The following is a 14,459-nucleotide window of genomic DNA, read 5'->3' on the forward strand; positions in this document are numbered from 1 at the left end:
CTTATTATAAAATTTGAACTACATTCTACCATAATTGTAAAATAAAATCAAATTAGTACTATTTTAATAGGTTTAAAGCATCCTTAGGTAAATTATTAGAATGTACAAGCATAGCTAAAGCAGATTGAGATTTTATTGAACTTATAGCCTCATAAATAGAAGCCTCGGCTACATCTCTATCCATTTTTTTACTGCCATAAGCAATAGTATTTTCATAAGAATTCATAAGCCCCTGAATATATGTATTAAACCTATTTTTATAAGCTCCTAAATCGGCTCTTTGTTTAATAACATATTCAATAGCATTATCTATCATTCCTATAGTTCTATTTGCTTTACTTACAGAAGATACAGAAATATAACTATTAAATTCATTTTTTAATTTTAAAGAACTTGCTGTCATTGTAGCAACATAAATTCTTTTTCTCTGATCTCTGCTTGGACCTATATGAATCCACATACTTGCAGAAGCATTAACTGTATTTGAAAATCTTCCTGTCAATATATTTAAAGTATTGAATTGTGCCTGACTTGCTACCCTATCTATTTCATCTATTAAACTTGATACCTCTGCTTGAATATATGATCTGTCAGAATTATTATATATTCCATTTGCAGATTTTACTGCTAATTCTCTAATACGCTGCAATATATCTATTGTTTCTCCTAGATATCCATCGGCTGTTTGTATAAATGATATTCCGTCTTGAGTATTTTTTTCTGCACGAAGCATATATCTTCCTTGTACTAAAGGACCTTTCTCGCTTGCAAATAAACTAGGAAATTTTTTCTTATGTTCAGTAGAATTAACTTTTAAATATCTGTTCGCCCTAATCGCATTGACATTATTTGTTATTATCATAAAAACCCCAACTATTTTATAAATGTAATAATATTTACTACATTATCGGTATTAATTAAAAATGCAAAAATAACATTTTTATTAGATAATTTTATATCTACTTGAACAAATAAGAAATATGAAAATAAAATAAATTTATAAACTAATATATTTTTATGAAATTAATATTTTTATGTTTATAATATTGTAAGATTATAAAAAATAAATTATTATTGATAAAATGAATAATATAAAAAAATTAGCTATACTTCATCCTACTTTCGGATATAACGGCGGTGCTGAAAATGTAATACTTGCATTCTCAAAATACTGTCATAGTTTAAATATAGAAATAACTATTTATACTTATAGATTAAGAGATGATGTACCAAATTATATAAAACAGATAAAAACAGATATAAAATTAAATCCTTTTACATTTAATAAAACTGCCAAATTTCTAATAAATGAATTAATAAATTATGATGCCGTTTTAATACATAATTTTCCAGCAACTATATTCTTTGGACTTGCTTCAAAGTATGCTCAGAGGAACAATATTAAACTTCCTAAAAGCTTTTGGTATTGCCATGAACCTAGTGTGAGGCTTTATGGGCATGATGATGAAAGCTATAAAAAACTTCAAAAGACTTGGGATATAATTGCAAGATATACAATGTACTTAGACAGATTAGGTGTAGGCAAAATAGATTATATAATGTCAAATAGTATAAGAACTAAAGAAGCAGTAAAAAGAGTTTATAACAGAGAAGCTGAAGTTATATACCCATGCATAACTGATACAGAAAATATTATACCTATTAATGAAGGAAAGCATTTTGTATATGTGGGAAGAATTGAAAAATCTAAAAATTTGGAAAATGCTATTATAGCTTTTAAATCATTTATTGAAAAGATAGAAGATAAAGAATTAAAATTTATAATAGCTGGAAAAGGCAGACATGAAAATAATTTAAAAAAACTCACAGAAAAATTAAATATGAATAATAATATTATATTCAAAGGTTTTGTAAGTGATGAAGAAAAAAAAGAATTATTAAATAAAAGTTATGCCTTAGTAATGCCTGCTATAAATGAACCATTTGGACTCACCGTAATAGAAGCATTATACTCTTCATGCATATCCATAATATCCAATAAATCAGGAGTATATGAAGTAGTTAAAGATTTATCTATCAGCTGCAATATGGAAAATACAGATGAAATAGTAAATTCTATGTCATTAGCATACAAAGATAAAAATATAAAAAATGAGATTATAAACTCATCAAAAACTATATTAGATATCTTTACAGTACCATCATATAGTGAAAATGTGATAAAATATATAGTAAATCACTTGTAATATTTCTAATATGTATTATAGTTATAATTGACTATGTACCATTTTATAGTTAAATAGTTAGAATTTATTATGGAGAGATTATGAAAAATTATACATCTATACCTAGTTCATTTTTTGAAACAGTGCAGAAAATGCCTCAAAGCCCTGCCTATAGATATAGAGATAATAACGAAGAAAAAGTTACAATTACATATAAAAAACTTTATGATAAAGTAAATGCTATAGCTAAAGCATTCGATGTTAAAGGATTATCAAAAAAGCATGTTGCAATATTTTCAGAAAATAGAATAGAATGGTTTATATCTGATATGGCACTTTTAGCATTGGGTTCTGCTGATGTTCCAAGAGGTATAGACTCTACATCTGATGAATTAAATTATATAATAGAACATAGTGAATCTGAAGCTGTTCTAGTAGAAAATGAATATGTTTTTAAAAAGATAGAAAAACATCATAAAGATTTATCATTAATAGTTTTTCTTGATAGTTCTAAACATGATCCTGATAACAATATTTATTCTTTTGAAAAGTTTTTAGAACTTGGTGAAGAAAGTTTAAATGGCGATGAAGAGTTTGCTATAAAAAAAGCATCAAAATTAACTAATGAAAGTATAGCAACTATAATATACACTTCCGGAACTACAGGAAAGCCAAAAGGTGTTATACTTACACATGGAAACATACTTCATAATGTAAGAGTTCTTCCGGATATAATAAAATTACATCCTGGAGAAAAACTTCTTACTATACTTCCTATTTGGCATATATATGAAAGAACAATATCTTATGTAACAGCCGTAACAGGTTGTTTTACAGCCATCACAAATAAAAGATATTTAAAAAATGACTTTACAGAAGAAAAGCCTGATATATTTATTTCTGTACCAGCAATATGGGTTAATATATATAATACAGTAATGAAAAATATAGATAGAAAAAGTGCATTCGCTAGAAATCTTGCAAAATTCTTTATAAAAAGATCTATAAAATATATAAGAAGCCTAAGATTTCAAAATGACTTAATTTATTTATTAGGCGATGAAAATAAAAATGATAAAAAGGCAGAATACAGCATAGGTATGTTTGACCCTATTTATCATAAAATGGCAACAAAAATGGTATACAGTAAAATAAAAGAATTAACGGGCGGTAAAATGCGTCTTACTATATCAGGAGGCGGAGCTTTACCTATGTACATAGAAGATTTTATTGAGGCTGTAGGAATAAATTTAATTGTTGGTTGGGGTATAACAGAAACTTCTCCGGTTGTTACATTGAGATCACCTTATAAAAATTATAGAGGTACTTGCGGTACTCCGATTCCAGAAGTAAAAATTGAAGTTAGAGATAAAGAAGGAAATATTTGTAAAGACGGAGTTATGGGAGTATGCTATATAAAAGGTCCGAATATTTTCAAAGAATATTACAAAGATCCTGAATTAACTAAACAGGCAAAAATTGACGGTTTTTTCAATTCAGGAGATTTAGGAACATATACTCAGCAAGGTGAAATAGTTTTAACAGGAAGAGCAAAGGAAACTATAGTTCTTCTTACAGGTGAAAATGTAGAGCCTCAGCCTATAGAGAATAAAGCATTGGAATCTCCTTATATTTCTCAAATTATGCTTGTAGGACAGGATAAAGCTTCAACAGGTGCAATTATAGTAATAAATAAAGAAAACATAAAAGAACATTTTGATAAGCAAAAAATTCATTATGATGAAAATACTCTTGCATCTTCAAAAGACGTTTATAAATTAATGAGAGAAGAGCTGGATAATTTAATTAACTATAGAAACGGATTCAGACCTTATGAGGCTATAGCAAAAATGATAATAACAGATGAAGAGTTTACAATAGAAAATGGGCTTTTAACTCAGTCCTTGAAAATAAAAAGAGCAAATGTTATGGAAGCATATAAAGATAAAATAGATGCTTTATATGATAAAGTAAAATAATTCCTAATATATCCATAAACAATTATATTTTTATTTTGATATATGGGGCCTTGCCACCGTTGTGTATTCCCACTTCTTTTGCCGACGCTATGCGTGCCTACAGCAGGCGTGCAGCGGGAAAAAGAACAACAAAAAAATTTACAAAGTTAAAAATTTATTTTTTTATAAAATATAGTTGTTATGTATGTTTATAATTTTTGTACTCTCTATACAAATATTTAAAAAAATTATTTTTAATATATAATTAAAATAAAAATTTAGGAAAGTAAATAATGTTTATAACAAGCAAAAACACAATAGTTGAAGCTATTTCAAAAGATTTAGTTCAAACTTTATATATAAAATTTCCTGTTTCAAAAAGAGAAAAAGATATTATAAAATTGGCTGAAAAAAAGAAAGTGCCAATCAAAAATGTTGATAAAAATGAAATGGAAAAAATTGTAGGCAAAATTTATTCAATAGCTGCTGATATAAAAGAAAATGTTGAAATAGGTATAGACAGTTTTATAGAAAAAGCATTTGAAAAAAGAGAAAATCCTTTAATATTCATACTAGATTCTATAACCGATGTTCATAATTTAGGGGCTATAATAAGAAATGCTTACTTTTTTGATGTTGCAGGAATTATAATGCCGAAAGATAATTCAGCACCAATCAATGAAAAAGTTTATGAAATATCAGAAGGAGCTGCTTATCATTTGCCAATATCAATAGAAACTAATTTAAATAGAGTTATAGATTTGATGAAAGATAAAGGCTTTTGGATATATTATGCAAGCGAGAAAGGAGAAACTTCATTAGAGGATTTCAAATTCAATTCTCCTACTGCAATTATATTGGGCAATGAACATAGCGGAGTAAGAGATATTTTGAAAAAAAACTCAGACGGAAGTATTATTATAAATGCTGTAAATGATTTTGATTCATTAAATGTATCTGCTGCTTCTGCTATTATAGGCTATGCATACTCTATTTATAAATAAATATTATTAATTATATTTTATGAATATTGATTAATATTGTTATATAATAATGTATATATTTATTTTTTTACTTGCAATAATAGTAAAAAAGTATATATTAAATATATAGGATATAAAATTTAAGGCATAATATACGGAGATTTAAAAATGCCTATAGCACCTTTAGACTTGCAACAATTATATATGCAGCAATCGCATATAGGACGTATGGAGCATACAAGAATGGCTGCCAAAACTATTGCTATGCAGTCAGAAGATAGAGATATACACAGAGATTCATATATAAAAGATTCAACTGTTGTAAAGTCTGAAAATATATCTGATGAAACTAAGGTTAAAGAAAAAAAAGATGAACAAAGACCTAAAGATCAAGGATATATGTCCTATAGAAAAAAGAATAAAAAAAGAATGACTGATAATACTGATGATAAAGAAGGAAACAATACTATAGAAATAGAAGAGGTTTCAGCAACCGAAAATACTAAAGGTTCAAGAATAGACTTTTTAGGATAATTAATCTACTTATGCAAATTGTAATATCTATAATCATTAATATAGTTATATTGGCAGTTACTCTACCGCTGTTTTATATTTATATAGTTTCTAAAGCTAGAGAAAGATTGGAAAAAGAAACTATGTCTAAAGCAAGAGAAGAAATAGAGGCACTGGTAAAAGAATTTAATAATATAGCTTTATCGAGAATATCAATACTAGAAGATTCTATAGTAAGAGCTAATAGATTGGTAAAAGAATTAAATAACTTTCAAAATGATAAAAAAGATAATAATATTAAAAATAATAATGCTGTAAAAGAAGAAATAAAAACAGAAGAAAATATAGATAAAATAACAGAAGAAAAAAAACTTGATATTTCAGTACAAGAACCTAAAAATATAGAATCGAATAATAATAATAATAATAATAATAATAATAATAATAATAATAATAATAATATAGTAATGAACAATGAAGAGAAAAATAAAAAATTGGATATAAGAGTAGATGACAATAATACAAAAACAAACTCTAAAACAGAAAAGACAGAAAAAATAGAAAAAGCAGAAATAAAAGAAGAGAAAAAAGAAATCAAACCCAAACCCAAAAAAAATAATATAGATACTGCTGCTAAAGCAATAGATGATGAAGCAAGAAGAGAAGTTATAGAAAAATTAAGAAGCAAACTAGACAGAACAATAAAAACAAATATGGCTATATATGATAAACCTATAGAAGACAAAACTATAGCATTTGTCAATGATCCATTAGATACTACAGTAAAAGATTCTAATAAAAATGATGATATAATTAAGCTATATAAACAAGGTTTCAGCAAAGAAGAAATAGCAAAAAAATTAAATTGTTCTATAACTGAAATAGATATAGTAATAGATTTGAACTTAGATTAATTATTATATTTTTATCTAATCATAAATTAATAATATAAAAAAAACCGCTCATTAAAATTAATTAACAAGCGGCTTTTTAAATATATGGCAAACTTATGCGTCTGTTTTTACAACTTTTTTCTTATAAATTGTATCAACTATAACACCCAAAGCATTATCACCAGATACGTTACAAGCAGTACCGAATGAGTCTTGAGTGATGTATAAAGCAACCATTATAGCACTCAAAGGGCTATCAGGACCACCAAGACCAACCATATAAAGGAATGGTAAAGCTGTCATTATTGAACCGCCAGGAGCACCAGGAGAAGCTATCATAGCGATACCAAGCATAGCAATAAATGGAAGTATAGTTCCATAAGTTATAGGTATCTGATTCATTAAACATACCGCTGTAGCACAGGCTGTGATTGTTATCATAGAACCAGCCATGTGAATATTAGCACAAAGAGGTACTACAAAATTTCTTATCTGTTCAGATATACCATCTTTTTCTGCACATTGTAAGTTAACAGGTATAGTAGCAGCTGATGACTGTGTACCTAAAGCTGTAGCATATCCTGCTATTTGGTTTCTCATAAGCATAAAAGGATTTTTCTTTCCTATTGAGCCAGATACTAAGAAAGCTATTAATAAATATAATAAATGCATTATTATTACTACTATGAATACTTTCCATAATATTCCTAAGATTACAAAAGTTTTTCCTGATCTAGTCATATCTACAAAAGTACCACAAATATATAAAGGTAAAAGAGGAATGATAGATACTCTCAATACTTTATCTATTATAGTTGATAACTCTTTGAAAACATTATACAAATAATCTCCTATTTCTTTACCTCTCATAGAAGATATTCCAAGTCCTATAATGAAAGCAAATAAAACTGCTGCCAATGTATCTAGAAGTGGGGTAACAGTTATAGATAAATAAGGGCTAACAGAATTTCCTGCTGCTGCTGCAATTCTTTGAATATCATCAGCACTCATGAAGCTAGGAAATAAATTGAATGCCACTAAAAATGATGCTGAACCTGCTATTAAAGTAGATCCATAAGCTAAAGCACAAGTTACAAGTAATAAGAAACCAGAGCCTTCTTTTAAGTCTGCTATACCCATAGATACATAAGAAACAATCATCAAAGGTATTACAAATTTTAGGTAGGAACTGAATATTCCCGAAGCTGTAACGATAATTCTGGATATTACTTCTGGTATAAAATGCTGCCCGAATAATATACCGAGTAAAATTCCAATAATCAGTCTTGGAACTAGACCTAGTTTAAACTTTTTTTCCATTAGTTTCTCCTAATTAGTAGTATATATTATATAATATATACAAAAAAACTAATATGTAAATAGATAGTACATTTTTTTGATAATATTATATTTAATAATATTTTAAAAACATACAATATTACTATATACAATATTAAAAACAGCAAAATATTACTATAAAAGATTATTTATATGAAATAATAAATATAAAAAAACTATATTAAATCATTATTTAACATCTAAATCAGATGTACAATTAGGACATTTTACAGCATTAATATTTATACTAGAATAACAATAAGGACATACTTTTTCTTTAGATTCTTTTTCATCTTTTTCTTTTTTAACAGTTTTTTCCTGTATCTTATTGAATAATTTGATAATTATAAATAAAGATAAAGCAGTTATTATAAAACTTATTATGGCATTAATAAATACACCTATGCCTATTACCACAGCTCCGGCATTTCTAGCAGCCTCTATTGAATTATAATTTCCCAAAGTATCAGTACCTTTTTTTATAACTATAAATATATTTGAAAAATCTATACCGCTTAATATCATACCTATTGGAGGCATTAATATATCATCTACAAAAGAATTAACTATCTTTGTAAATGCTGCCCCTATAACTAAGCCTACAGCCATATCTAATATACTTCCTTTCATAATAAATTTTTTAAACTCTTTTATCATAATAAAATCCCGATAATTTTTTATTTATATTATATATCAAAAATAAAAAAGAGGCAGTATAAAATACTGCCCCTTATTTTTCAATAAACCTCGTATATATATTTTATAAATCAGTTTTCCATTTTTATTATCTGTAATAATAGTATCTCATTCTGTAGCTATTTAATTGTGCTAATTGTTCATCTGTAAGAACATCTAAAACAGCAACATCTTTTTCAATTCTGAGATAATCTATTTCTTTTTCTAAATCTTTCTTTTGATTTATTAAATCTTTAATTAAGTTTAAATCAATATCTATTTTCTCTCTTTCTAATTTGAATTTATAATCAATATTTCTTTTTTGGTATTCTAAATCATTGATTTTTAATTCATACTCATAAAATATTTTGCTCATTTCATCGATTTGCTGATCTGTTAAATATATACCAGCATTTCTGCACATTCTATATATATCACCTCTTGCTCCAGGTCTATGTCTAGGAGTTGGAGGAACTGGTTCTCTGTCTCTTGGAGCTGGAGGAACAGGCTCTCTATCTCTTGGAGCAGCTTCATATCTGTATCTAGGCTGATTAGCAGTATCTGGAGCTGGTGGCTGTGCAAAAGCAATTGATGATATTATACTAATTATAAAAAGTGATAATAATATTTTAGTTTTCATGTTTTAATCTCCTTAATAATAATATAAAATATCTCGTTTTTTCTTGTTATATTAGACGAACATTTTATATAAAAGTTCCCGAATAACTTACAACAAATAAATTTTTTTTAAATAAATCATTAATTTTTTATTTTATTAAACAAATTGAAATCTTTATATTAAATAATTCATAATAATAATTTTGAGTATTTTTATTTTTATAAACTATTGACTTTTTTAATTTCACATGTTAAAGTCCGAAGTCTTTTATATTTCTATAAAGGATAATATTATATAAAAGGTTTTATTATGAAGAAAATCATCATTATACTATTATCAATCATTTATTTTAATCAAATATATTCCCAAACTTCAAATCTTATATCTAAAGAACTTCTGAAATTTAATAATATAAAAAGCATTTCTGTATTGGCAGATATTGGAAACATAGAAGTAAAAAAGAGTCATAAAAATTTAATATATATAGAAAATGTTATATATGATTGGATAAAAACAGAAAACAATGACGGAGTATTAAAAATATCATATAAAGTACCAAATCCTCAGTCAATAAAAAATATGAATACTTCAAAACATAAAATTATTGTAATGGTATCTGATAATATAAAAGAAAATAATTTTCATGCAGGCACAGGTAATTTAATAATATCTGATTTTAATTGTAGTAGTTTATTTTTATCAAGCGGCACAGGTAATATTAATATAAACAATGTAAATACAGAATCTTTAATAATTGAAGCAGGTACTGGAAAAGTAAATGCTAATAATTTAAAAGTAAATAATAATACAGAAATACATATAGGTACAGGAGATATTACATTAAACTGCGAAGTATATAACAAAATATTTTTGGAAGGCGGAACAGGAAATGTAACTATGAATATTAACGGAAATAAAAATGATTATTCTGTAAATGGAGAATCCTTTGTAAGAAAAATTTTTGTTAATGGTGAAATTACAAAATCAGAATTTTTTGAATACGAATTTAGAAACGGCGGAAGAATTAAACCAAATAGAGATATGATAAAACAATATAATAATACTAAAAATATAATCAATATAGACGGTAGCATTGGAAATATTTATATTAATTTTAAAAAGTAATTTATCATTTTTCATTATAAAAAATAAAAGAGACCTAAAAATATTTAAGCCTCTTTTTATTTTTTAATATTTGTACTAACTCTCTACATATCTAATTTTTCTAATATAAGAGTTAAATCTTTTTTATCTATTACAATATTTGCTTCTTTTTTTAGAATCTCTTTAGCACAGAAAGCAGCTTTATTTTTAGCGTATTTAAACATACTCAAATCATTAGCCCCATCACCTACAACTAAAGTATCATCATAAGAAATATTTAAAAGCCTTTGCAATGTTAAAAGCATATTTCCCTTGCTGTCAGAAAACATCATCTCACCGCCAACTTTTCCTGTAAGAACATTATCTTTAACATGAAATATATTTGAAAACTCTGCATCCAAATTTAATTTCTTAGCAAATGGAACAGTAGCATTTTTAAATCCGCCTGAAAAGCATACGCATTTATAATCTCTCTTATGCAGCTCTTCAATAATTTCTTTTGCTCCGTTCATTACAGGAAGCGAATTGCAAATTTCATTAACAGTTTCTAATTTGATGCCTTTTAGTAAAGCTACCCTACTTTGCAAACTCTCAAAGAAATCTAATTCTCCTCTCATTCCTCTTGCTGTAATTTCAGAAATCTCTTTAGCAAAATTAGTTTCCTTTGCAATAATATCCAAAGTTTCGCCGTCCATTAAAGTAGAATCAAAATCAAAAACTGCTAATTTCATTTTTATTTATCCTATTAATTATAAACTATATTCAGCTGTAAGTCTTACATATTTAGGATCTTGAACGCCTTCTATATTAGAAATTTTTGTTATAACGTCATTTCCAATAACTCTATCAACGTTTATTGCCATTATAGATGTACTGCTTCCTTTAATATTTTCAGATACGCTCATTGAACCAATATTGATTCCATCGCCTGAAAGAACTGTTGCAACTTTAGCTATCATAGCAGGCTGGTTTATATGAGGTACTATCAATATATGAGGCTGAGGTTTGATTATAACATCATAATCATTAAACTTAACTATCCTTGCAATATTCTTAGCTATCAATGATACTGATACGCTTGATGTATCTTTATCTGTTGTCAATTTTACTTTAAGTATGCTTGTGAAAGTTGAAGGAGCTTCAGACTTGATAGTTTTTACTTCAATTCCTCTCTGTTTAGCAAGATAAGGAGCATTAACGTAGTTAACATCTTGGAACATATAAGATAATGCACCTTTTAATATAGCAACCTCAAGAGGCTGAATATCTAAATTAATTAAATCTCCCTGAGCTGTTATTTCAAGAGATTTTATTTTTCCATTTGCTGTCTGCATTATCATTTCGCCAGCATTCTCTGAAATTTTCATGTAATCTTTAACAGGCTCTAATTTTTCAGGATTAAGAGAAGGTATATTCACTGCTGATTCAGTATATCCTCCAGATAATACCTGTTTTATCTGCTTAGCAACATCTAAAGCAACATTGATCTGTGCTTCTTTTGTACTGGCTCCAAGGTGAGGAGTAAGTATCAAATTATCCTTTTTATATTCAACTAAAGGACAAGTTTCTATTTTAGGCTCATTTACAAATACATCCACTGCAGCTGCTGCTATAGTGCCATTTTCTAAAGCATTTTTTAAATCCTCTTCATTAACAAGTCCGCCTCTTGAACAGTTAATAATTATTGCAGTATTTTTCATCTTGCATAAATTATCTTTATTTATTATATTATTAGTTTCAGGAGTTTTTGGTATATGAAGAGATAAATAATCAAGTTTAGGTAAAAACTCATCTAAAGAAGTTTCATAAACAGCACCAGCTTTCTGAACTATTTCTTCTGTAGCAAAAGGATCATACACAATAACTTTCATACCAATAGCCAAAGCAATATGAACAACCTTTCTTCCTATTCTTCCAAATCCCATAACACCTAAAGTTTTTCCTAAAAGCTCATTACCTGTGAATTTATCTCTATTCCATTTAGCATCTTTAGTGGATACTGCAGCAGGTACTATATTTCTTGATACAGCAAGCATTAAAGCTATAGTATGTTCTGATGCTGCAATAGTATTTCCGTCAGGAGAGTTTACTACTATTATCCCTTTTTCTGTAGCAGCTTCAACATCTATATTGTCCACTCCTACTCCTGCACGTCCTATGATTTTTAAATTCTTTCCAGCTTCTATAATTTTTCTAGTTACTTTAGTTTGGCTTCTAACCATCAAAGCATCATATTCACCAATAACTTTAACTAATTCATCTTCACTCATAGTAGGAAGAAATACAGCTTCAGAAACATCAGCTATTATATCCTTGACGCATTCATTTACCTTATCAGTTATTAAAACCTTCATTTTTATCTCCTTTTGTTACTATGCTCGAAAAAGTATAAAAACTCATCAATGTTAAATTATTGAATCAACTTTTCTCGCTTTATAACTATTACTAATAAAAAATAAAATATTCTAATATAATGAGAAAGCATTATATTAGAATATACCTAAACAAATATACTTTATCAAAAATAAATTTATATTTTTATATCTGGGGCTTTGCCCCAGCCCCACTTCTTTTGTTGCCACAAAGAAGCAAAAAGGCTACATTTGAACTTAACTTTAATTTATATATAAAATAATCAAAACTATCTATTATTATTATTATTTATTTAATTCTTCAATTAACTTTTTAACTCCGCTTCCTAATTCAAATTTATAACCTAATTTCAAAATGCTAGCTTCTAATGCTCCCATAGCCATTATTACATCTCTCTCGCATACAAATCCAAGAGTACCCATTCTAAAGATTTTATTTTCTAAATTGCCCTGTCCATTAGCAACTATTATATCATAATCTTCTTTCAAAGTTTTTCTTATATCAGGCACACTTATTCCTCCAGGAGGAAGTATTGAAGTGATAGCATGGCTTGCATTATTATCATCTTCCACAAGCAATTTTAATCCTATAGTTCTTACAGCAGCCCTTAAAGCAAGAGAAAGTTTTTTATGTCTTTTATTAACATTTTCAATACCCTCTTCTTTTATCATTTTTAAAGCAGTATGTAAAGAAGTTATAAGACTTACTGCAGGAGTAAAAGGAGTTGTATCTTTAGCTAAAGACTTTTTATGTTCAGTCCAGTTAAAATAAAAACTAGGATATTTACATTTTTCATGCATTTTGAAAGCATCTTCGCTTGCGGTTAAAAATGAAAGCCCCGGAGCAATCATAAATCCTTTTTGTGAACCAGATATTGCAACATCAATATTCCATTCATCAGTTTTAAACTCCATAGCACATAAACTTGTTATACCGTCTACAACTGATACAGCACCATGTTTTTTTATAATAGAACATAATGTTTTCACATCATTAGCAGCACCTGTTGAAGTTTCGCTATGTGTAAGAGTTACAATTTTTATATCTTTATCCTTATTCAAAGCTTCCTCAAGCATTTCAGGAGTTATAACCTTACCTGCTTCAACTTCTATTTTTGTAACTGCAGCTCCTCTGCTTGCTGCAATTTTTGCCCATCTTGCACCAAAATTACCAATAGATAAGCATAATACTTTATCGCCCTCATTAATAAGGTTTTCTAAAGCAGCACACATTGCTCCTGTTCCGCTTGCTGTAAATAGATATACATCATTCTTAGTTTGAAACACATATTTTAAATCTTCGTATACTTCTTTTAATATATTTGAAAATTCTTTGCTTCTATGCGCCATAGGATGTTTTGCCATTTCTATCAAGGCTGATTCAGGTACCGGTGTAGGACCCGGTATCATCAAAAAAGTTTTATCTTTCATTATGCAGTCTCCTTAAAATTATCAATAAAAAATAAAAAATATTTCATACATTATAGTACATATATTATTTTTTACAATACTGTATCTAGTAATATTTATATAAAAATTATTTCATTTACATATAAAACAATAATTTTCATATAAAAAATTATTATTTTTTGATATTGCTAATATTTCTAATAAAATTATATATTAATTATGTTAGAACTTTTTAAAGCGACAAGAAAAATACTCACTTTAAGTTAATAATTTTTTATATGCAATATACATTTCAATAAAAATATTTTAATATAAAACTTCTTGACAATACATTATCTTTTATATATTATTTAATATCTAATTTTATCATATTAAGTAATTGACAACTTAGTTTATTAAATAAGGAAA

General features: G+C 27.1%; 13 protein-coding genes. 6 read left to right on the forward strand and 7 right to left on the reverse strand.

All coding sequences use genetic code 11. From position 1 onward, the window contains the following. Positions 1-58 precede the first annotated feature (58 nt). A complete protein-coding gene (locus BHYOB78_RS06925) occupies positions 59-862 on the reverse strand; it encodes a flagellin N-terminal helical domain-containing protein (protein WP_012670097.1) in 804 nt (267 codons plus the stop codon). A 220-nt stretch (positions 863-1,082) separates the two neighbouring features. Between BHYOB78_RS06925 and BHYOB78_RS06930 the strand changes: the two genes are divergently transcribed. The 5 genes from BHYOB78_RS06930 (at position 1,083) to BHYOB78_RS06950 (ending at position 6,554) form a co-directional block, all read left to right on the forward strand. Continuing rightward, positions 1,083-2,207 carry a glycosyltransferase family 4 protein gene (locus tag BHYOB78_RS06930; RefSeq protein WP_020063627.1) on the forward strand — a complete coding sequence of 375 codons (1,125 nt, stop codon included), beginning with the start codon at positions 1,083-1,085 and terminating at the stop codon, positions 2,205-2,207. An 80-nt stretch (positions 2,208-2,287) separates the two neighbouring features. Continuing rightward, positions 2,288-4,165: an AMP-dependent synthetase/ligase gene (locus tag BHYOB78_RS06935; protein ID WP_020063628.1), complete on the forward strand. Its 1,878-nt coding sequence runs from the start codon at positions 2,288-2,290 to the stop codon at positions 4,163-4,165. Between the two features lie 272 nt (positions 4,166-4,437). Beyond that, positions 4,438-5,148, forward strand: coding sequence for a 23S rRNA (guanosine(2251)-2'-O)-methyltransferase RlmB (gene rlmB, locus BHYOB78_RS06940; RefSeq protein WP_012670100.1), 711 nt, complete (start codon positions 4,438-4,440; stop codon positions 5,146-5,148). A gap of 147 nt (positions 5,149-5,295) precedes the next feature. Continuing rightward, positions 5,296-5,661 carry a hypothetical protein gene (locus BHYOB78_RS06945; RefSeq protein ID WP_012670101.1) on the forward strand — a complete coding sequence of 122 codons (366 nt, stop codon included), beginning with the start codon at positions 5,296-5,298 and terminating at the stop codon, positions 5,659-5,661. A gap of 11 nt (positions 5,662-5,672) precedes the next feature. After that, entirely contained in the window at positions 5,673-6,554 is an 882-nt protein-coding gene (locus BHYOB78_RS06950) for a DUF6115 domain-containing protein (RefSeq protein ID WP_020063629.1), read from the forward strand. 93 nt (positions 6,555-6,647) lie between these two features. Here the strand turns inward: BHYOB78_RS06950 and BHYOB78_RS06955 are convergent, their stop codons facing one another. The 3 genes from BHYOB78_RS06955 to BHYOB78_RS06965 all read right to left on the reverse strand — a co-directional run bounded on the left by BHYOB78_RS06955 (position 6,648) and on the right by BHYOB78_RS06965 (position 9,186). Further along, a complete protein-coding gene (locus BHYOB78_RS06955) occupies positions 6,648-7,853 on the reverse strand; it encodes a dicarboxylate/amino acid:cation symporter (RefSeq protein ID WP_020063630.1) in 1,206 nt (401 codons plus the stop codon). Positions 7,854-8,060: 207 nt separating this feature from the next. Further along, positions 8,061-8,528 carry a large conductance mechanosensitive channel protein MscL gene (mscL, locus tag BHYOB78_RS06960; RefSeq protein WP_012670105.1) on the reverse strand — a complete coding sequence of 156 codons (468 nt, stop codon included), beginning with the start codon at positions 8,526-8,528 and terminating at the stop codon, positions 8,061-8,063. A 127-nt stretch (positions 8,529-8,655) separates the two neighbouring features. Continuing rightward, complete coding sequence (locus BHYOB78_RS06965; protein ID WP_020063631.1) at positions 8,656-9,186, reverse strand: Spy/CpxP family protein refolding chaperone; 531 nt, start codon at positions 9,184-9,186, stop codon at positions 8,656-8,658. Between the two features lie 288 nt (positions 9,187-9,474). On the opposite strand from BHYOB78_RS06965, the gene BHYOB78_RS06970 reads away from it, so the two are divergent. Further along, positions 9,475-10,290: a DUF4097 family beta strand repeat-containing protein gene (locus BHYOB78_RS06970; RefSeq protein ID WP_020063632.1), complete on the forward strand. Its 816-nt coding sequence runs from the start codon at positions 9,475-9,477 to the stop codon at positions 10,288-10,290. Between the two features lie 83 nt (positions 10,291-10,373). Here the strand turns inward: BHYOB78_RS06970 and serB are convergent, their stop codons facing one another. The 3 genes from serB to BHYOB78_RS06985 all read right to left on the reverse strand — a co-directional run bounded on the left by serB (position 10,374) and on the right by BHYOB78_RS06985 (position 14,072). Beyond that, positions 10,374-11,000: a phosphoserine phosphatase SerB gene (gene serB / locus BHYOB78_RS06975; RefSeq protein WP_012670108.1), complete on the reverse strand. Its 627-nt coding sequence runs from the start codon at positions 10,998-11,000 to the stop codon at positions 10,374-10,376. A gap of 18 nt (positions 11,001-11,018) precedes the next feature. Further along, positions 11,019-12,623, reverse strand: coding sequence for a phosphoglycerate dehydrogenase (gene serA, locus BHYOB78_RS06980; protein WP_020063633.1), 1,605 nt, complete (start codon positions 12,621-12,623; stop codon positions 11,019-11,021). Between the two features lie 303 nt (positions 12,624-12,926). Further along, positions 12,927-14,072 (reverse strand): pyridoxal-phosphate-dependent aminotransferase family protein, encoded by a 1,146-nt coding sequence (locus BHYOB78_RS06985; protein ID WP_020063634.1) that lies wholly within the window; start codon positions 14,070-14,072, stop codon positions 12,927-12,929. Positions 14,073-14,459: the final 387 nt, after the last annotated feature.

The organism is Brachyspira hyodysenteriae ATCC 27164 (assembly GCF_001676785.2).
Taxonomy (GTDB): Bacteria; Spirochaetota; Brachyspiria; order Brachyspirales; family Brachyspiraceae; genus Brachyspira; species Brachyspira hyodysenteriae.